Genomic DNA, 19,586 nt, shown 5'->3' on the forward strand with positions numbered 1-19,586 from the left:
CCGGTAAACGGCTTAAAAAAGCCTATTTTTCTGTTGGTCGTTTATGTGTTTTTATGTAACATGGCTTCAGACAGAAAATAACAATAACAACGAATACGCAACGGAGGGGCCTCAGGCCATCATCTGTGTTTATCATTCTCCTCGGCTCTATTATTGCCTTTGCCATGGTCAACGAAGTGGCCATTGTGCCAGACCGCAAACCGGGCGATACCGTTGTGCGGGTGGCGGTGCAAGAGCATTACCAGTACGACACAGTGGTGAATGTCGAGCCACTGGTGGTGCAGAAGTTCCGTAACGTAGTGCGCCAGCAATACGACTACTCCTGCGGTTCGGCGGCGTTAACAACCTTGCTCGATTTTTACCTGGGCCGTAACTTTCAGGAGCGGCAGGTAATGGAAGGCTTGCTGCGCTTTGGTGAAACCGAACGTATTGTGCAGCGCCGGGGTTTTTCCCTGCTGGATATGAAGCGTCTGGTTACGGCTCTGGGTCACCCGTCTGGTGGCTTTAAAGCCGAAGCCAAAGATCTGGTGGCGCTCGACCACCCGGCCATTGCGCCGATTGAATACGCCGGCTTCAAGCATTTTGTGGTTATCCGTTCCGTCCATGAAGGCCGGGTATATGTGGCGGATCCGGCGCTGGGTAACCTGAGCTTTACCCTCAATCGCTTTCTGGAAATCTGGGATAACAACGTACTCTTTATTGTGTTCCCGAACGGCCACAAACCGGCTAATGGTCTTGAATTACGCGAAGAAGATATGCGCTTCGTTGCGGACTATTTAATTGCCGAAAACAGTTTTCGTGAATTTCCGTTACTGGCGATGAGCTACGAAGATAAAATCGCTAATGCGGTAGCTGAATTGAATAATAATGCCCGTTCCAGTTACTCACCTCGCCTTGATGCCAGTGGTAATTATGTGAAAAACACCGATGGCCAGGTGGTGTATGACATCGAATTCGGCAAAGCTGAAGACGGTGTCAAACCGGAAGACTTTAATGTCCGGGCTGCTACAGATCCTACTGAACGCCTCGAGAAAGAGCTGCGCTTCAGAAGAAAATAATAACGATACAGGATTAAGGGAATTCTCATGTTTATTCGAACCACGCTTTTGTCTCTGCCAATTTTACTGGCTGTGATACCGGCTGCGTACGCCGATGAGCAGGATCTTTCCAAGGCTCGTGATGCGCTGCAAAAACAGGATAACGACGCCGATACCGAAAAAGCCCTCGAGCAGGTGTTTGAAGCGGCAGAAAAAAACTACTCGTTATTACGCAAGGGTGGTAAGTCACTTAATTATAATTTCGACTACAGCTATTACGGTGACCAGCGTATCGATCTGATTATTCAGCCCACCCTGGATTCTGAGGGCGTGCCATCAGGATCATCCACCATTCTGAACGCTGATGTGGCCCCGGTGGCCAGTCATACCTTTACCAACGCGTTTACTTTTGACTACGGTATTCTGAACAACCTGACCATCAGTGGCCGGTTACCCTTCGTTGCCAAGTACGATACCGAAGAAGATTTAACGGCCTACGGCTTAGGCGATATCAGTGGCTCACTGCGTTGGCAGCCGTTTGAATATGTGCCGGGCAAGGTCAGTCAGACTTACTTTGGCTCGCTTAAATTAAAGACCGGCGACAGTCCATACGAAATTGATATTGACCGCAACCTGTCCACCGGTTCCGGTTATTACAGCCTCAGCGGCGGTATCAGTGCCTCTAAGGTAATGGATCCGGTAGTGCTGTTCGGTTCCGTCAGTTATTCCTACAATTTTTCAGAAGAAAATCTGAATCAGCGTCGTGGTGGCACCATTCTGGATGAAGTGCATCCCGGACATGCGCTGTCATTCTCGATGGGTTTTGCCTATTCCTTGTCTTACGATGTTTCGCTCAGTGCCTCTTTCCAGGGTTCTTATAATGATGAAACCCGGTTTGTGGTTTTATCTGGTGGAGAAACAAATGAGTCGATTGCCGGCAGCCAGATGAGCGGCATTATGAATTTTGCGTTGGGTGTGCGGGTGTCGCCGAAAACCATCGCCAACGTTAACGTCGGCTTTGGTCTTACCGAGCTGTCGCCGGATATTATTCTTGGATTATCGTTACCCATTGATATCGAGGGTGTGAAACCTGCTTCAGGCAACTGATTAAGCTTTGGCTTGCTCAACGATAACAATAACAGGGTAGCGGCAAACGATTATGCGCATTCTCATTTTTTTGTTTCTGATGATACCGGGGCTGGCAACGGCTCAGCTGATTCAGAACATGTTCATCGATACCAAAGCGATGTCGCTGGGGAACGCGGTTACCGCAGATCCGACCGGCATTATGGATATTCACTTTAACCCGGCGGGCTTAACCAAGCTGGAAGGGCGGCAGATCCAGATCCAGCTGATGAATATTATGTTGTCAGCCGAGGCCAACTTCAGCTTGCCGGAAGACTACGACCCGGATGAAGCTGGCCTGGTGCCGATTCATGAAGATCCGATTCTCAACGATCCGAAAAGCAAGGCCATTGCGGCGGCGTATTTACCAGGCGTGGGCATTTTACCCATGCACTTGCCGGTGTTGACCTTACCAACCGGTGGCGTGTCCATCCAGCCGGCGGGTTCTAAATTCACCTTTGCCAATGCGGCTTATGCACCGATGGCCGCCGGTTTCGCCAAAGAAAGCGATGATGCTGGCCGTTATCAGGCCCGTGAAGTTGCCTTACAACGCTTTACCTATTTCTCGCCGTCCTTCGGGTACAAGGTCAACGACCAGTTGGCGTTGGGTGCCAGCTTCTTGTTTTCCCATCAGGCGGTTGCTGTTAATCAGGATGTGCGGGCGCCGAATATGCTGATTGGGGTACTGGAAGAACTGCAGGGTGCCTTTGGTTGTTTTGATGAAAACGGCAATTCCACTGGTAATGATCCGCTGGCGCCGATTATTACACTCTGTGGTGGCAGCGTCGGTCCGTTCAAGGATATCGGTGAGCTGCAGATTTTAACCGAAGAAACCCTGTCGCCATCCTACAACCTGGGCTTGTTGTGGGAACCGACCGATTGGTTTGCCCTGGGTCTGGGTTATCAGAGTGAAGCGAAAGCGCACCTGAAGGGCTCTTTTGAGCTGGAATATACCGACGAATTTGCCGATTTCTTCCGCACCTTTCGTTCTTCTATTGTGGGTGCCATTGGCGGTGCTATTTTCTCGCTGCCCACCGGGGTTAAGCGTGAGGCGGGGAATGTGTCGGTTCGTTTGACCTATCCGCAGCATTTTCAGGCCGGTATTAAATTACGCTTTCTGGAAAAATATCAGTTGAACGTGGATGCTGGCTGGACCGACTTTGACAAGTGGGATGCGCTGCGTTTTGAATTCGACCGTAACGTCAGCTTCCTGAGCATGGCCAAACTGCTGGCGCCGGACATTGTGACGGATAACAGCCTGACCATGCCGATGGGCTACGAAAGTGTCTGGAGCTTTGGTTTTGGCCTGCAGTATGACCTGAACTCGCGGATTAAACTGCGCATGGGTTATGAACCGCGTAAGTCTTCCATTCCGGATGATCGCCGCAGTGTGCAGGCGCCATTGGGTGATGCCAACCTGTACAGCGTCGGTATGGGTTATCAGTGGGATAAAGATACCGTGGTGGATTTATCCCTGAGTTTCATGCAGTCTGAAGAGGTTATTCTGGCTGACCCGCAAGGTGCGGATGCGACCGGTGAATATCCGAATTCCAGTGACTCCATTAACCGAAACTGTCTGACATGTACCGTGACCAACCCGTATCCAGGCCTGAACGTCGAAACCAAACTGACCATTGGCGCTGCAGGTATCAGTTTCCGCACCAAGTTCTGATTATGTTGTTCCTGTTTTGTCTGAGCGCTGGCAGTGCTCAGGCGGAACCGGAATATTTCACCTGGATCGACGCTGAAGGGCGTATCCATAACACGCTTAAATCGGACGCTGACCGTAAAAAAAATGACCGGTCAAAAGCCGGTGAAAACGAGCGGCCATCCTCATCATCGTCTGATGATAACTACCTGACTGAAGACGAATTCGCAGCCGAGCAGGAACGTCTGCAGCGCGAGCAGCCACCGTTTTACACCTGGATTGATGCCGAAGGGCGGCTGCGCTATGAAACCATTCCGCAACCCTCAGAAGAAGCCCAGGCCGCCGCAGCAGACGATGTACTGGTATCTGACCACACGCTGTTACCGGGCTGGCGGGTCAGCGATGCGGTACGGAATTCCGGGTGCTGCGGATTGTATCAGGCGTATTTTCAGGAAGAGTTAAAGCCTTTTAAACCGGTATTATTTTCCCGGGTGGATTTGTCGGCGCCTTTACGCACCCAGACCGGTGAGCGGCCGGCCTGGTATTTTCGGTTGCCTGAACTATCGCCTGATGCAGAGGACCCGGTACTGCGGCTGCGCCTGCGTGATACCGACGCGCCACTGGCGCTGATTGCGTTGGATGCACAACTGCAACCACTGCATTTTATCCCGCAGGTGGAGCGACAATTGACCGACGCGACCTGGAAGGCGGTGGCTTTTTACGAAAGCCTGATCAGTATTGCCGACAAGGATGTGCAGGCGTTTATTCTGTATTTCCCCGCCGGTGCGCCGGCACGCGCCAATCTTGAGGTAGAATACCGCCCTTAATCGTGCCGGAATTCTCCCATGGAAAAACACCCGCTTAATTTCCGCAGTGACCACTGCGATCAGCATGCTGTTGTCTTAACCAACCCTGCCGCTACCACAGAGCGGCGGCTGGTGTTGCTGCACGGTGCCGGCGTGGCTGGGGAATTAAGCTGGACCTATGTGGCTAATTATTTAACCGGCTGGCGCGAAATTCTGATTCCCGATCTGGCTGGTATGGGAAGGTCGCGTTTTTTATCGGCGCCGGCCGCGGGTGTTGCCCCTTATGCCCAACAGCTGGACGAGCTGACGGGTGCGCTAGACTGGCAGGAGTTCGATGTGGCCGGGTATTCCTTCGGCGGCATTGTGGCGGAGCACTGGCTGCGTTCACGGCCATTTAACGGCCTGTGTTTTTTACTTGAGCCGGCCATGCTCTATGCCGCAGATGCCTACGTACTGCTGAACAAAGCGCAGCTGTATCAGCAGGTGGCTGAGCAGATTGTGGTCAACCCGGCTGATTCTGTTCCCTATGTCCGTTTTCTGGATTCGGTGTCGCCGGCGCGCAATCGTCAGGATAAAACCGAACAGTTAACCATTGCCCGCCTGCAGGCTAATGCCCTGGGGTTTGCGCAGGCATTGGCGGCGGTCAGTACTGCGCTGCAGCAACAACCGGATTATTACCTGAACTGGGTATCGCCCTGGGCCGGGGCTGGTTTTGTCGGCAGCCTGAGCGAGCCGGCCATGCATGAACGGCACCGGCAACTGGCAGCGGCCAGCCGTAACTGGCAGTTTGAAGTGGTGGATGGGGCAGACCACAGCCTGGTGTTTACCCGGCCAAGAGCCATCGCTGCGGTGATGAACCGCTGCCTGGCAGAGCGCTGATCGAAAAAATCAGCTTTGCAGGCGCCGCTGCAAACCGGTTTCGGCCATGATGCGGGTCGAGATTTCTTCAATGGATTTGTTGGTGGTGCTCAGAAACGGGATGTTTTCCCGCTGATACATTTCTTCCACTTCATCCACTTCGTGATAGCACTGTTTTAATGAAGCGTAGCGGCTGTTGGCCCGGCGTTCGGTGCGGATAGCCGCCAGCCGCTCGGGATCAATGGTTAATCCAAACAGCTTGTGCCGGTATGGTTGCAGCGCCGCAGGCAGTTTCAGTTCTGCCATGTCTTCTTCGGTAATCGGATAGTTCGCCGTTTTAATACCGAACTGCATGGCCATGTACAAAGACGTCGGGGTTTTACCGCAACGGGACACGCCGATCAGAATAATATCGGCGTCGTTATAGTGGCGGGTGCGGGCACCATCATCGTTATCCAGTGCGAAGTTAACCGCATCAATGCGGGCCAGGTAATTCGGGCTGGTGGTCGGCGAATGGGACTTACCCACGGTGTAAGACGATTCCACCTGCAATTCGCTTTCCAGCGGCGCCAGAAACGCGGCAAAAATATCGATGTTCAGCGCGTTCGAGGCGTCGATTACTTTGCGGATGTTTTTATCGACGATGGTGTCGAAAATAATTGCAGCCTGGCCGGTTTCAGCCGCGATACGGTTAATTTTTTCAACCGCTTTCTCAGCTTTTTCCACGGAATCGACATAGGGCAGGGTAATCCGTTCAAATTCGATGCTTTCGAATTGTGCCAGCAGGCTGTTGCCCAGCGTTTCTGCGGTGATGCCGGTACCATCAGAGATAAAGAACGCGGTTCGCTTCATGTGGAAATTTGTTGCCTCTGCACTTAGTATTACGCAGCCCATCGCCGCAGCAGGCGATTTTAGGCGATTATCCCCGATGAGGCGAGCGCCCGCGGCGAACGTGGAAAAATACAGGAGAGCAGTGCGTTGACTGAATATGTACTCTGGTTTGATCAGGTATCCATGGGCGATGTTGAGCGGGTCGGTGGTAAAAACGCCTCGCTGGGGGAGATGATCAGTAATCTGGCGGGGGCTGGTGTATCCGTCCCCGGTGGCTTTGCTACTACTGCCGATGCTTATCGTGAGTTTCTGAGCTTTGAAGGGCTCGACACCCGTATCCAGCAGGCGCTGGATGCCCTGAATGTGGAAGATATCCGCGCGTTAACCGAAACCGGCGCCCGTATCCGCGGCTGGATTTACGAAGCGCCGCTGCCGCCGGCGCTGGAGCAGGCAGTACGCAAAGCGTTCGGTAAACTGCAGGCTGGTAATGAACGTATGGCCGTGGCCGTGCGCTCTTCCGCCACCGCCGAAGACCTGCCCGATGCTTCCTTTGCCGGCCAGCAGGAAACCCATCTGAATATTGTCGGCATCGACAACGTGCTGCACGCCATCCGCGATGTGTTCGCTTCTTTATTCAACGATCGCGCCATTGCGTACCGCAGCCATCAGGGCTTTGACCATCACAAGGTGGCCTTGTCGGCCGGTATTCAGCGCATGGTGCGTTCAGAAACCGCCTCCAGCGGTGTGATGTTTACTCTGGATACCGAGTCTGGTTTTGATCAGGTGGTGTTCGTTACTTCGTCGTATGGCCTGGGTGAAACCGTGGTGCAGGGTGCCGTAAACCCGGACGAATTTTACGTTCACAAAGGCAACCTTAAGGCCAACCGTCCCGCCATTCTGCGCCGCAACCTGGGCGCTAAAGCCATTAAGATGGTGTACAACAAAGACGCTGCCGTCGGCCGCTCGGTGGAAACCCAGCGCGTTGACCGCGAACTGCGTCAGGTATTTTCCCTGACCGATGCCGAAGTGGAGGCACTGGCGCGGCAGGCATTAATTATTGAACAGCACTACGGTCGTCCGATGGACATTGAATGGGCCAAAGATGGCGACGACCAGCAGCTGTACATCGTGCAGGCGCGGCCGGAAACGGTAAAAAGCCGCACCAATAAAAACGTGATGGAGCGTTACCTGCTGAAAGAAACCGGCACCGTGCTGGTAGAAGGCCGTTCTATTGGTCACCGTATTGGCAAAGGCCGGGTGCGGGTGGTTCACAGCGCCGAAGATATGGATCAGGTGCAGGAAGGCGATGTGCTGGTGGCGGATATGACCGACCCGGATTGGGAACCGGTGATGAAACGCTCGGCGGCCATTGTTACCAACCGCGGTGGCCGTACCTGTCACGCCGCCATTATTGCCCGCGAGCTGGGTATTCCGGCGGTGGTGGGCTGTGAAGACGCTACCGATAAACTGCGCGATGGTCAGGAAGTAACGGTTTCCTGTGCCGAAGGTGATACCGGTTTCGTCTATGAAGGCGCACTGGATTTCGATATCCGCACCAACAGCGTCGATCAGATGCCCGATCTGCCGTTCAAAATTATGATGAACGTCGGCAACCCCGACCGCGCCTTCGACTTCCAGGCGCTGCCGAACGAAGGCGTGGGGCTGGCGCGGCTGGAGTTTATTATTAACCGCATGATCGGTGTGCATCCGAAAGCGTTGCTGAACTTCAACAGCCTTCCGGAAGAAGTGAAACCGACCGTGCAGCGTCGCATTGCCGGCTACTCCGGTCCGGTTGATTTTTACGTCGATAAACTGGTGGAAGGTATTTCTACGCTGGCGGCCGCCTTCTGGCCCAAGCGCGTGATTGTGCGTCTGTCCGACTTCAAATCAAACGAGTACGCCAACCTGATTGGCGGACGCTTATACGAGCCGGAAGAAGAAAACCCGATGCTGGGCTTCCGCGGTGCGTCCCGTTATATCTCCAAAAACTTCCGCGATTGCTTCGAGCTGGAATGCCGGGCGATGAAAAAAGTCCGTAACGAAATGGGCTTTACCAACGTCGAGATTATGGTGCCGTTCGTGCGCACGGTCGGCGAAGCCGAGCAGGTGGTGAGCCTGCTGGCGGAAAATGGCCTGAAGCGCGGTGAAAACGATCTGAAGCTGATTATGATGTGCGAACTGCCGGCCAACGCCATTCTGGCCGAGCAATTCCTTGAGCACTTTGACGGCTTCTCAGTCGGTTCCAATGACCTCACACAGCTGACGCTGGGGCTGGATCGTGACTCCGGCATCATTGCCCACCTGTTTGATGAGCGTAATGAAGCCATTCTGGCGCTGCTGGAAAACGCCATTAACGCCTGTAAAAAAGCCGGTAAATACATTGGTATTTGCGGTCAGGGCCCATCCGATCACCCGGATTTCGCCCGCTGGCTGATGGATCATGGCATTGACAGTGTGTCGCTTAACCCCGACTCCGTGATGGATACCTGGTTCTTCCTGGCGGATAAATAACGCCATGAAAAGCAGCAGTGAGTTGTTTCCGGTCAGCTTGTTCAGGGCCGAAATCCTGGGTGAGCTGAGCGAAGATGTGTATCTGGTTAAGCACAATCGCGATCCGGACCGCAGCGTTCAGATCGCGGTGTCGCATCTGGGGTTAACCGGGCGCAAGCCCACCCGTGGTGCGGTGGTGTTACTGCACGGCAGCTTTACCAACCGGGGGTTCTGGTTATCCGGCAAAGGTGAGGGCATGGCCCGTTATCTGCTGGAACAGGGTTTTGATGTCTGGCTGATGGAACAGCGTGGCCATGGTTTATCGCCACGCAATCAGGATTACTGGCGCAACACCGCCGAGCGCTACGTGTTGCATGATATTCCCGCCATCAACGCCTTTGTGCAGGAGAAATCCGGCCATAAGCCGGTCTGGCTCGGGCACTCTCTGGGCGGAGTGCTGATCGCCAGTGCGGTGGCGGCCGGTGAACTGAACAAAGACAACTGCGCCGGCATGGCTTTGCTGGGCACCCAGGTGCTGCGCCGGCCCTGGTATCTGTGGATTCCGCTGGTTGGCATGGTGTTGCGGATGCTGGTGCACCGCCAGCGCGAACTCGATGGCCGGGCGCTGAAAATCGGCCCGGAAAATGAACCGGCGGGTCTGATCAATGAATACATTGCCAGTCATGGCTGGTTTGGCCGCTGGCGGCTGAAAACAGTGGGTAAGAAACTGCTGCCAGTCTGGAAGGCTTTTAATACGTTGCCGCTGCTGGCCGTGGCGGCGGCTGCCGACGAATCCGATCCGGCTAAATATTGCCTGCGCTTTGCCAGGCTCTACGGTGGTGGCAGCAAGGATGTGATCAAACTGGGCACTGCGGATGGTTTCAGTCGTGACTATGGCCATATCGACATGGTGGTCAGCAAAGACGCGGCCCGCGAAGTCTGGCCGCTGATCAGCACCTGGTTGTGCCAGCACGCCGGCTCATAAACAACACCTTATTCCTTGCTTAACCCATTGGTTTACAAGTTTTTTCAGACAAACAATCCAACAGGAGATTGCTATGACCCAGTATGTAACGCCAGATTTGTGTGATGCCTACCCGGAGCTGATTCAGGTCGTAGAGCCGATGTTCAGCAACTTTGGCGGCCGTGATTCTTTCGGTGGCGAAATCGTGACCGTGAAATGTTTTGAAGACAATTCCAAAGTGAAAGAACTGGTCGATACCGACGGTAAAGGCAAAGTCATGGTTGTCGACGGTGGTGGCTCTATGCGTCATGCGCTGCTGGGCGACATGCTGGCCGAGAAGGCCGCCAAAAATGGCTGGGAAGGCATCATTGTGTACGGCTGCATCCGCGATGTGGACGTCATTATGGAAACTGACCTGGGTGTGCAGGCGCTGGGTACCAACCCGCTGAAAACCGACAAGCGCAACATCGGTGATGTGAACGTGCAGGTTAAATTCGGCGGCGTGGTGTTTGTACCGGGCCAGTTTGTCTACGCCGACAATAACGGTGTGATTGTGTCGCCGCAGGCGCTGAGCATGCCGGAGTAAGGCAGTCCGACAACCGGAAAAGCCGCCTGTGGGCGGCTTTTTTGTATACCGCTTTGTATACCGATCCGGCCCTGATGGCCGGAAACTCCCTTCTAAAACGATCCTGACAGCTGGATTGTATACAATCTTAGTCGTAAAGCCCTTGAAATAGCCGGTTAAATCCGTATTCTTGCAGCACATTCAATGTGATTGTAGACAAGTTGCATGAGCGAACCCCAAACCCTGGCTGACAAAGTATTCTCGGAACTCACTACGGCGATTGTCCGTGGTGAGTTGCGTCCGGGTAGTAAATTGTCAGAACAGACACTGGTGGAGCGTTATGGCGGCAGCCGCGCGCCGATGCGCGAAGCCATTCAGAAGCTGGAAGCCCGTAACCTGGTTGTGCGTGTTCCCCATGCTGGGGCCCGGGTGGTGTCGCTGAGTTTGTCTGAGCTGCGCGATATCTATGAGGTGCGCCTCGAGCTGGAAAGCATGGCCTGTCGTCTGGCCGCCCAGCGCATGAGCGATGCCGAAATCGCCGAACTCTACGGCCTGCTGGCCGAGCATGAAGCCTCTATCGCCGCCGAACAGGGCCAGAGCTACTACCAGAAAGCCGGCGATCTCGATTTTCATTACCGCATTATCAAAGGCAGCCAGAACAGCCGCCTGCATCAGATGCTGTGCGGTGAGCTGTATCACCTGGTGCGCATGTACCGCTACCAGACCAGTACCAGCGCCAAGCGCCCGTTGCAGGCATTGCTGGAACACCAACGAATTGTGGAAGCCATTGCCGCACGCGATGCGGAACTGGCCGAACTGCTGATGCGCCGTCATATTCAGGCGTCGCTGACCAATCTGGAAACCCGATTAGCTGAAGAGGAGGGTCGTTTATGACTCCGGGTCAGAAATTCCGTAAAGCACTGGCGGACAACAAACCGCTGCAGATCGTCGGCACCATCAACGCCTACGCCGCCATGATGGCGGAGCGCATTGGTCATCAGGCCATTTACCTGTCCGGCGGTGGTGTAGCCAACGCATCCTATGGTCTGCCGGATCTGGGCATGACCTCATTGAATGACGTGCTGGAAGATGTACGCCGTATCACGTCAGCCTCCAGCCTGCCGTTGCTGGTCGACATTGATACCGGCTGGGGTGGCGCGTTCAACATTACCCGTACCATCCAGCAGATGGAAAAAGCCGGCGCGGCTGCTGTGCACATCGAAGACCAGGTAATGCAGAAGCGCTGCGGCCACCGTCCGAACAAAGAGATCGTCTCCAAAGGCGAAATGGTTGACCGTATCAAAGCCTGTGTGGATGCCCGTAACGACGAGAGCTTCTTCATCATGGCCCGTACTGATGCTTTCGCCCAGGAAGGTCTGGAAGCCGCCATTGAGCGCGCCCAGGCCTGTGTGGCAGCCGGTGCTGACGGCATCTTCGCCGAAGCGATCAAAACCGAAGAACATTACCGCGCCTTTGCCGACGCACTGGACGTACCGATTCTGGCCAACATCACCGAATTCGGTCAGACCGAACTGTGGAACCGTGAACAATTGGGCGAGTGGGGTGCGGCGATGGTCCTGTACCCACTGAGCGCCTTCCGTGCTATGAACAAAGCCGCGGAAACTGTGTACAAGAGCCTGCTGGAAGAAGGCGACCAGCGTAAAGTGGTCGATATCATGCAGACCCGGATGGAGCTGTACGATTACCTGAACTACCACAGCTTCGAGCAGAAGCTCGACTCGCTGTTTGCCGAAGGTAAAAACAAGTAATTCGTCCGGCGTTGGGCGTTCCGGGTTCAGCGGGCATTGTCGATATTACCGCCCGCGCAGAACGCTCAACATTGAACGCTTAACCGATAACAACGAGGAAATAACAATGGCAGCAGGAAAACAACTGAGCGGTGCGGGTCTGCGTGGTCAGGTCGCCGGTAAAACAGCTCTGTCGACCGTGGGTAAATCCGGTTCCGGTCTGACCTATCGTGGTTACGACGTCAAAGATCTGGCCGCTAATTGCCAGTTTGAAGAAGTGGCTTACCTGATTCTGAAAGGCGAACTGCCGAATCAGGCCGAGCTGGATGCCTACAAAGCCAAGCTCAAATCCATGCGGGCTCTGCCGCAGGCGTTAAAAGAAGTGCTGGAGCGTATTCCGGCCTCTGCGCATCCGATGGACGTGATGCGTACCGGCTGCTCCATGCTGGGCAACCTGGAAACCGAAGAAAGCTTCGGGCAGCAACAAGACGCCACCGACCGTATGCTGGCGCTGTTCCCGGGCCTGATCAACTACTGGTACAACTTTAGCCACAACGGTAAGCGCATTGAAGTGGAAACCGGTGCCGACTCCATTGCTGAACAGTTCCTGTGGACGCTGCACGGTGAAAAACCGTCCGAGCTGCACACCCAGGTAATGCAGGCTTCGCTGATTCTGTACGCCGAACACGAATTCAACGCCTCTACCTTCACCGCTCGTGTCTGCGCTTCCACTCTGAGCGATATGCACTCCTGCATCACCGGCGCCATCGGTTCTCTGCGTGGCCCGCTGCACGGCGGTGCTAACGAAGCAGCGATGGAACTGATTGAAGGCATGAACAATCCGGAACACGCCGAAGAAACCTTGCTGGGTATGCTGGCGCGCAAAGAGAAAATCATGGGCTTCGGTCATGCCATTTACTCTGAATCTGATCCGCGTAACGCCGTGATCAAAGAGTGGAGCGAAAAACTGGCCAAGGCCAACGGCGACACCAACCTGTACGACATTTCCGTACGTTGCGAAGCGGTGATGTGGCGCGAGAAGAAACTGTTCTGTAACGCCGACTTCTTCCACGCGTCGGCCTACAACTACATGGGCATTCCGACCAAACTGTTCACCCCGATTTTCGTCTGCTCCCGCCTGACTGGCTGGGCTGCGCATGTAATGGAACAACGCGCCGACAACCGCATTATCCGTCCGAGCGCGGATTACATCGGTGAAGCGCCGCGTGTTGTGGTAGCGATTGCTGATCGTTGATTTGTTCAGACCCCGTGCACGGGGTCTTTTTTGTTTGAGAGAGCCTATGAACACCCAATTCCGCAAAGCCCTGCCGGGCAGCAGCCTGAATTACTACGATACCCAGGCCGCGGTAGATGCCATCAAACCGGGCAGCTACGCCACTTTACCGTACACCTCACGCATTCTGGCCGAGCAGCTGGTACGCCGCAGCGAGCCGGAACTGCTGAACGATGCCTTAACCCAGCTGATCGAACGCAAGCGCGACCTGGATTTCCCCTGGTATCCGGCCCGTGTGGTGTGCCACGACATTCTGGGGCAGACCGCACTGGTCGATCTGGCCGGTCTGCGTGACGCCATCGCTGCCAAAGGCGGTGACCCGTCCAAGGTTAACCCGGTGGTACAAACCCAGCTGATCGTCGACCACTCGCTGGCCGTTGAATGCGGCGGTTTTGATCCGGATGCGTTCCAGAAAAACCGCGACATCGAAGAGCGTCGTAACGAAGACCGTTTTCACTTTATTAACTGGACCAAAACCGCATTCGACAACGTTGACGTGATCCCGGCCGGTAACGGCATCATGCACCAGATCAACCTGGAGAAAATGTCTCCGGTGGTGCAGGTAAAAGACGGTGTGGCCTATCCGGATACCTGCGTTGGTACCGATTCGCACACCCCGCACGTCGATGCCCTGGGCGTAATTTCAGTCGGCGTCGGCGGTCTGGAAGCGGAAACCGTGATGCTGGGCCATCCGTCCATGATGCGTCTGCCCGACATCGTTGGTGTCGAGCTGACCGGCAAGCGCCAGCCTGGCATTACCGCCACCGACATCGTACTGGCGCTGACCGAATTCCTGCGTAAAGAGCGGGTCGTGGGTGCCTATGTGGAGTTCTTCGGTGAAGGCGCGCGCAGCCTGTCCATCGGCGACCGTGCCACCATCTCCAACATGACACCCGAATATGGCGCCACCGCCGCCATGTTCTACATCGATGAACAAACCATCGACTACCTGAAACTGACTGGCCGTGAGCCGCAGCAGGTGGAACTGGTAGAGCAGTACGCTAAGCAAACCGGCCTGTGGGCCGATGCCCTGCAAACCGCGGAATACGAGCGCGTACTGAGCTTCGATCTGTCCAGCGTTGGCCGCAACATGGCTGGCCCGTCCAACCCGCACGCCCGCGTGGCCACCAAGGATCTGGCCGCCAAAGGCATCGCCGGTAATCTGGACGCCGCCAAAGCACAAGAAGCGGAAGGCCTGATGCCGGACGGCGCGGTGATCATCGCGGCGATTACCTCCTGCACCAACACCTCCAACCCGCGCAACGTGGTGGCGGCTGGTTTGCTGGCGAAAAAAGCCAACGAACTGGGCCTGATCCGCAAGCCCTGGGTGAAGTCTTCTTTCGCACCAGGCTCCAAAGTGGCCGAGCTGTACCTGAAAGAAGCCGGTCTGCTGCCGGAACTGGAAAAACTGGGCTTTGGTATTGTGGCCTTCGCCTGTACCACCTGTAATGGTATGTCCGGTGCGCTGGATCCGAAAATCCAGCAGGAAATCATCGACCGCGACCTGTACGCCACGGCGGTACTGTCCGGTAACCGTAACTTCGACGGCCGTATTCACCCCTACGCCAAACAGGCGTTCCTGGCGTCACCGCCGCTGGTGGTGGCCTACGCCATTGCCGGCACCATCCGTTTTGATATCGAAAACGATGTGCTGGGCGTGGTGAACGGCAAAGAAATCCGCCTGAAAGACATCTGGCCGTCGGATGAAGAAATCGACGCCATCGTGGCGGCTTCCGTTAAGCCGGAACAATTCCGTCAGATCTACATCCCGATGTTCGATCTGGGCGCCAAGGAAAAAGCCGCCAGCCCGCTGTACGACTGGCGTCCAATGAGTACCTACATCCGTCGTCCGCCGTACTGGGAAGGCGCACTGGCCGGTGAGCGTACGTTAAAAGGTATGCGTCCGCTGGCGCTGCTGCCGGACAACATCACCACCGACCACCTGTCACCGTCCAACGCCATCATGATGGACAGTGCCGCCGGTGAATACCTGCACAAAATGGGCCTGCCGGAAGAGGACTTCAACTCTTACGCGACCCACCGCGGTGACCACCTGACCGCACAGCGGGCAACCTTTGCCAACCCGAAACTGCTGAACGAAATGGTGCTGGATGACAACGGTAAGGTGAAACAGGGCTCTCTGGCCCGCGTTGAACCGGACGGCAAAGTGATGCGTATGTGGGAAGCCATTGAAACCTACATGAACCGCAAGCAGCCGCTGATCATTGTGGCCGGTGCCGACTACGGTCAGGGTTCTTCCCGTGACTGGGCCGCCAAAGGCGTGCGTCTGGCTGGTGTGGAAGCCATTGCCGCCGAAGGATTTGAGCGCATTCACCGTACCAACCTGATTGGTATGGGCGTACTGCCGCTGGAATTCAAAGCCGGCACCAACCGCAAGACCCTGGGTCTGGACGGTACTGAAATCTACGACGTGCAGGGCGACCTGAGCCCGCGTGGTGATGTGACTCTGGTCATTACTCGCGCCAATGGTGAGGTGGTGAAGGTGCCGATGACCTGTCGCCTGGACACCGCTGCGGAAGTGGAAGTGTATAAAGCGGGTGGGGTGCTGCAAAAATTCGCCCAGGACTTCCTGCAAGGCGAATAACGAAGCTGGCTGCGTTGCTGCAATAGCGTTGCGTCCTCGCTCGCCCCGTCGTCTACCGGTCGGTATGTCTCGGGGTCTCACTGCGGGGCGCCTTATTGCAGCGGCCTCGCCGACGCTTCTGAACCGTTGAATTATGGGCCGCTAATTTGAAAGACTTAGCGGCTTATTTGTTAGAGCGTTACGAGCGCATGAAGGGCAAGGCAAAAATTTCCGAGGAAGCGGAGTTTACTGGTGTAAATGAGCATTCTGAGGAAATTTTTAACGCCGCCATTCAAAGCGCAGTAGCTCTTGCTGAGTTTCTATGGAGAACTCTATGAATCAGGTGAAAATTCCGGCCACTTATATGCGTGGCGGTACCTCTAAAGGTGTATTTTTTTCTCTGACCGATTTGCCAGAGGCAGCACAGGTGCCGGGGGCAGCGCGTGACAGCATTCTGCTGCGCGTGATCGGCAGCCCGGATCCTTACGGTCAGCAGATCGACGGCATGGGTGGTGCGACTTCCAGCACCTCCAAAACCGTGATTCTGGCCAAAAGCGAACAGCCGGATCACGATGTCGACTACCTGTTCGGTCAGGTGGCCATCAACAAAGCCTTCGTCGATTGGTCGGGCAACTGCGGTAACTTAACCGCGGCAGTAGGCGCCTTTGCCATCAGCAAAGGGCTGGTGGACGCGGATCGTATCCCCCAGAACGGCATCTGCACCGTGCGTATCTGGCAGAAAAATATTCAGAAAACCATCATCGCCCATGTGCCCATCACAAATGGTGAAGTGCAGGAAACCGGCGATTTCGAGCTGGACGGCGTGACCTTTCCGGCTGCTGAAGTGGTGATTGAGTTTATGGACCCGGCCGACGGCGAAGGTTCCATGTTCCCAACCGGCAACGTGGTGGATGACCTGCACGTACCGGGCATCGGTGATTTCAAAGTCAGCATGATCAACTCCGGTATTCCGACCATTTTCTTCAATGCTGCTGATATCGGTTATACCGGTACCGAGCTGCAGAAAGACATTAACGGCGATGCCGACGCGCTGGCGCGCTTTGAAACCCTGCGCGCTTACGGCGCCGTCAAAATGGGCCTGATTAAAGACATCAGTGAAGCTGCTGAGCGTCAGCACACGCCGAAAATTGCCTTCGTGGCGCCACCGTCTGCCTACACCACCTCCAGTGGCAAGCAGGTAGCAGCCGGCGACATCGACCTGCACGTGCGCGCGTTGTCGATGGGCAAACTGCATCACGCCATGATGGGCACCGCGTCGGTCGCTATTGCTACCGCCGCTGCGGTGCCGGGTACACTGGTGAATCTGGCCGCCGGTGGCGGTGAGCGCGATGCCGTTACCTTTGGGCATGCCTCCGGCACTTTGCGGGTCGGCGCTTCTGCGGCACTGGAAAACGGTGAATGGACGGCCACCAAAGCTGTGATGAGCCGCAGTGCCCGGGTGCTGATGGAAGGCTGGGTGCGCATCCCGGCCGACAGTATCAGCGCCTGATAGCTTGCTGGATAGCATGAAAACAAAACGGGGCCGAATGGCCCCGTTTTTATTTTAATTTTACAAGGGTGATAGCTTTTATATGGTGTTCGGAGCGCAACGAGCAGACCGTATGCCGCAGGGATGCGGCATGCGAGCTCCCAAGGATGGGTTTACAGCGAGTCTGCGAAAGGTGCTCCGAAAAACCACCATAAACTGCTTCTACAGCGCCTTCTGATGCACCGCCAGCGCATCTTCCAGCGCAAATTGCATGTGCTGATCGGCAGGCTTAACGCTTTTCAGAAAACGCGCCAGCCGGTCATCAGCAGGCATGCCGGCAAAGGTTTTCAGCATGCGCCGTTGCACCAGCGTCGGCTGCTGTCCGAACAGCGTCGCCATCGGTACCACAGCGGTTTTGTGCAGCGCAATCAGTGCCGCAGCAGCATGATCCGGGATTTCATGGTCAAAATCGTTCAGAAAGCCTACCAGTAACGGAATGGCGCGGGCATCGGCAGGTTGCAGCTGCGGTAACAGCTGAATCAGATTGCGCTTAATCTGCGTACGCGCTGTACTGCTCTGGTCGATGCTGATGCGTTCCAGCTTGCGCAGAATATTATCGGCGGCCGGGCTGGCGCGCTCGCCGTAGGCCAGCAGATACTGGCTGGCCTGCTGAGCCGGCTGCGGATCGTCACTGAACAGCTGCTGCGCGCAATCAACCGGGCGGCAGGCCGGGGAGTCGGGCAGGTTATAGCGGATAAACCACAGATTTTTCTCCACCTCATTGACTGGCTGGGCCGCGATGATGGCCGCAAACAGTGTCGGGAAATCTGTTAGCAGTCTGTCCAGTGTCTGTTGCGCAATATCGCCCTCGGTACGCTGCAATCTGACCAGCAGATAATACAGTTCACGGCGGCTGTTATCGCTCAGCGGCTCGGTTGTCTGGCTCCGTTGCTGCAACTGTTGTAACAGGGTGCGGAAGGCCTGACCGGTCGCAGAATCCAGCGAATAGGGCTCCTGCTGACCACGCCAGATGCTCAGCAGTGGTTTCACCAGGCTGTCGACTTCCTCGAGATTTTCCGCTTCCCGGAGGAACAGGGCGGCGGCCAGCTCCGGCTGCCGGTACTGACCGGTGGTGATTAACTGTGCCGCCACCTGCGCGCGGCTCAGGGCCGGAGTGGCGATGTTTCCAGCGGTTGCCTGGGTAAGCAGCTGCTGCCACTGCTGCTCCAGCGTGCCTATTGGCTGGCGGAATACCTGCTCATTGCGGGCCGGCGCAATCGTGGCATCGCTTAACACCCGCAACACCGGCTGCACCCGGTCTGGTTCCATGCGCTGCAGACTGGACAGACTTTGCTGCCATTCTTCTTTGCTCAGTTCAGATTCCCGTAAGGCCAGTGCCATGGCAGCTGGCAGCAGGCGTGCGAGTTCATGAGGTTTGCCATCCTGCAGCTGCTGGAATACCCAGGCGCGGTAGCCGGGGGCCGGGTATCGGCTGCGGCTCAGGTTACTCAGCACGCTGTATTGCCAGTCATGGCAGTCACTGTCGATCGGAGCGCTGGCTGCCAGCTCAATCAGGGCGGTGTTTTTATCCGGGCTGGGGGTAAGGTTCAGCAGTTTTTGTGCCTGTTCGCGGCCCGCCAGACAAGGATCCGTAGCGGGCGGTTGCTGCAGACTGATCATTTGCTGGCTGATGCCATCCGGGTCAACTTCCACTTCTGCCTTAATGTAAAAATGTTCGCCATCCCAGCGTTCTTCAATAATTCGGGTGCGGGTTAAGGCCTGAGCGAAGGTTTGGTAATTGGCCTGCACCGTGCGGCTGAAGGCTTCTTTATCCAGGGTTTCGGTATTGCTGAAGGTGGATTGCACCTGAATGCCGACTTCTTCAATCAGCAGCACCTGCAGCTGTTGCAGAGCGGCTTTGCGGGCCGAGACTTTGGAGTCGGTTTCGCTGGCGTTGTAGGTGTACTCGCGGATCAGGGTTTGTACTTCCGCAGTGGCGGTCATGCCGGTTACCAGCAGTGCCAGCAGCAGGAGAGTGCGCAGGGGGAACATAGGCGTCCTTGTCAGATGGGTTGCAATTCAGGTCGGCATGATAAATCACAGGCATAAAAAAACCGCGAAAAAATCGCGGTTTTTTTATCGAGCTT

At 55.7% G+C, this 19,586-nt stretch carries 16 protein-coding genes; 14 read left to right on the forward strand and 2 right to left on the reverse strand.

Annotated elements, in window-relative coordinates; genetic code table 11:
* Window positions 1-125 precede the first annotated feature (125 nt).
* The 5 genes from GJQ55_RS06560 to GJQ55_RS06580 are packed head-to-tail and all read left to right on the forward strand — an operon-like array spanning window position 126 to window position 5,495.
* Window positions 126-1,058, forward strand: a complete 933-nt coding sequence (locus GJQ55_RS06560) for a C39 family peptidase (protein ID WP_228346701.1) — start codon at window positions 126-128, stop codon at window positions 1,056-1,058.
* Window positions 1,059-1,085: 27 nt separating this feature from the next.
* Window positions 1,086-2,144 carry a transporter gene (locus GJQ55_RS06565; RefSeq protein ID WP_228346702.1) on the forward strand — a complete coding sequence of 353 codons (1,059 nt, stop codon included), beginning with the start codon at window positions 1,086-1,088 and terminating at the stop codon, window positions 2,142-2,144.
* Window positions 2,145-2,196: 52 nt separating this feature from the next.
* On the forward strand, window positions 2,197-3,834 hold the full coding sequence (locus GJQ55_RS06570; RefSeq protein WP_228346703.1) for an OmpP1/FadL family transporter: 1,638 nt from the start codon (window positions 2,197-2,199) through the stop codon (window positions 3,832-3,834).
* A 2-nt stretch (window positions 3,835-3,836) separates the two neighbouring features.
* Complete coding sequence (locus tag GJQ55_RS06575; RefSeq protein ID WP_228346704.1) at window positions 3,837-4,637, forward strand: hypothetical protein; 801 nt, start codon at window positions 3,837-3,839, stop codon at window positions 4,635-4,637.
* An 18-nt stretch (window positions 4,638-4,655) separates the two neighbouring features.
* Window positions 4,656-5,495 (forward strand): alpha/beta fold hydrolase, encoded by an 840-nt coding sequence (locus GJQ55_RS06580; protein WP_228346705.1) that lies wholly within the window; start codon window positions 4,656-4,658, stop codon window positions 5,493-5,495.
* Window positions 5,496-5,504: 9 nt separating this feature from the next.
* Here GJQ55_RS06580 and ppsR read toward each other — a convergent pair whose 3' ends face one another.
* Window positions 5,505-6,326, reverse strand: a complete 822-nt coding sequence (gene ppsR, locus GJQ55_RS06585) for a posphoenolpyruvate synthetase regulatory kinase/phosphorylase PpsR (protein ID WP_228346706.1) — start codon at window positions 6,324-6,326, stop codon at window positions 5,505-5,507.
* A gap of 126 nt (window positions 6,327-6,452) precedes the next feature.
* Here ppsR and ppsA point away from each other — a divergent pair, with 126 nt between their 5' ends.
* The 9 genes from ppsA (at window position 6,453) to prpF (ending at window position 17,460) form a co-directional block, all read left to right on the forward strand.
* A complete protein-coding gene (gene ppsA, locus GJQ55_RS06590; RefSeq protein WP_228346707.1) occupies window positions 6,453-8,816 on the forward strand; it encodes a phosphoenolpyruvate synthase in 2,364 nt (787 codons plus the stop codon).
* A gap of 4 nt (window positions 8,817-8,820) precedes the next feature.
* Window positions 8,821-9,780, forward strand: coding sequence for an alpha/beta hydrolase (locus tag GJQ55_RS06595; RefSeq protein ID WP_228346708.1), 960 nt, complete (start codon window positions 8,821-8,823; stop codon window positions 9,778-9,780).
* Window positions 9,781-9,853: 73 nt separating this feature from the next.
* The gene (rraA, locus tag GJQ55_RS06600) at window positions 9,854-10,345 is read left to right on the forward strand and encodes a ribonuclease E activity regulator RraA (RefSeq protein ID WP_228346709.1); all 492 of its coding nucleotides are present in this window, start codon (window positions 9,854-9,856) and stop codon (window positions 10,343-10,345) included.
* Between the two features lie 204 nt (window positions 10,346-10,549).
* On the forward strand, window positions 10,550-11,218 hold the full coding sequence (locus GJQ55_RS06605) for a GntR family transcriptional regulator (protein WP_228346710.1): 669 nt from the start codon (window positions 10,550-10,552) through the stop codon (window positions 11,216-11,218).
* A complete protein-coding gene (gene prpB, locus GJQ55_RS06610; RefSeq protein WP_228346711.1) occupies window positions 11,215-12,093 on the forward strand; it encodes a methylisocitrate lyase in 879 nt (292 codons plus the stop codon). The genes GJQ55_RS06605 and prpB overlap by 4 nt, the downstream gene beginning before the upstream one ends.
* A gap of 106 nt (window positions 12,094-12,199) precedes the next feature.
* The gene (gene prpC / locus GJQ55_RS06615) at window positions 12,200-13,327 is read left to right on the forward strand and encodes a bifunctional 2-methylcitrate synthase/citrate synthase (protein WP_228346712.1); all 1,128 of its coding nucleotides are present in this window, start codon (window positions 12,200-12,202) and stop codon (window positions 13,325-13,327) included.
* Between the two features lie 46 nt (window positions 13,328-13,373).
* On the forward strand, window positions 13,374-15,971 hold the full coding sequence (gene acnD, locus GJQ55_RS06620) for a Fe/S-dependent 2-methylisocitrate dehydratase AcnD (RefSeq protein ID WP_228346713.1): 2,598 nt from the start codon (window positions 13,374-13,376) through the stop codon (window positions 15,969-15,971).
* A gap of 146 nt (window positions 15,972-16,117) precedes the next feature.
* Window positions 16,118-16,288, forward strand: coding sequence for a hypothetical protein (locus tag GJQ55_RS06625; protein ID WP_228346714.1), 171 nt, complete (start codon window positions 16,118-16,120; stop codon window positions 16,286-16,288).
* Entirely contained in the window at window positions 16,285-17,460 is a 1,176-nt protein-coding gene (gene prpF, locus GJQ55_RS06630) for a 2-methylaconitate cis-trans isomerase PrpF (RefSeq protein ID WP_228346715.1), read from the forward strand. The genes GJQ55_RS06625 and prpF overlap by 4 nt, the downstream gene beginning before the upstream one ends.
* 201 nt (window positions 17,461-17,661) lie before the next feature.
* Here the strand turns inward: prpF and GJQ55_RS06635 are convergent, their stop codons facing one another.
* Window positions 17,662-19,491: a hypothetical protein gene (locus tag GJQ55_RS06635; protein WP_228346716.1), complete on the reverse strand. Its 1,830-nt coding sequence runs from the start codon at window positions 19,489-19,491 to the stop codon at window positions 17,662-17,664.
* Window positions 19,492-19,586: the final 95 nt, after the last annotated feature.

The sequence above is a fragment of the Venatoribacter cucullus genome, from assembly GCF_016132445.1.
Lineage (GTDB): Bacteria > Pseudomonadota > Gammaproteobacteria > Pseudomonadales > Oceanobacteraceae > Venatoribacter > Venatoribacter cucullus.

Coding starts and splice junctions, on each gene's coding strand:
- GJQ55_RS06565 (WP_228346702.1), top strand. CDS start 1,086: ATGTTTATTCGAACCACGCTTTTGTCTCTGCCAATTTTACTGGCTGTG.
- GJQ55_RS06570 (WP_228346703.1), top strand. CDS start 2,197: ATGCGCATTCTCATTTTTTTGTTTCTGATGATACCGGGGCTGGCAACG.
- GJQ55_RS06575 (WP_228346704.1), top strand. CDS start 3,837: ATGTTGTTCCTGTTTTGTCTGAGCGCTGGCAGTGCTCAGGCGGAACCG.
- GJQ55_RS06580 (WP_228346705.1), top strand. CDS start 4,656: ATGGAAAAACACCCGCTTAATTTCCGCAGTGACCACTGCGATCAGCAT.
- ppsR (WP_228346706.1), bottom strand. CDS start 6,326: ATGAAGCGAACCGCGTTCTTTATCTCTGATGGTACCGGCATCACCGCA.
- GJQ55_RS06595 (WP_228346708.1), top strand. CDS start 8,821: ATGAAAAGCAGCAGTGAGTTGTTTCCGGTCAGCTTGTTCAGGGCCGAA.
- rraA (WP_228346709.1), top strand. CDS start 9,854: ATGACCCAGTATGTAACGCCAGATTTGTGTGATGCCTACCCGGAGCTG.
- GJQ55_RS06605 (WP_228346710.1), top strand. CDS start 10,550: ATGAGCGAACCCCAAACCCTGGCTGACAAAGTATTCTCGGAACTCACT.
- prpB (WP_228346711.1), top strand. CDS start 11,215: ATGACTCCGGGTCAGAAATTCCGTAAAGCACTGGCGGACAACAAACCG.
- prpC (WP_228346712.1), top strand. CDS start 12,200: ATGGCAGCAGGAAAACAACTGAGCGGTGCGGGTCTGCGTGGTCAGGTC.
- acnD (WP_228346713.1), top strand. CDS start 13,374: ATGAACACCCAATTCCGCAAAGCCCTGCCGGGCAGCAGCCTGAATTAC.
- prpF (WP_228346715.1), top strand. CDS start 16,285: ATGAATCAGGTGAAAATTCCGGCCACTTATATGCGTGGCGGTACCTCT.
- GJQ55_RS06635 (WP_228346716.1), bottom strand. CDS start 19,491: ATGTTCCCCCTGCGCACTCTCCTGCTGCTGGCACTGCTGGTAACCGGC.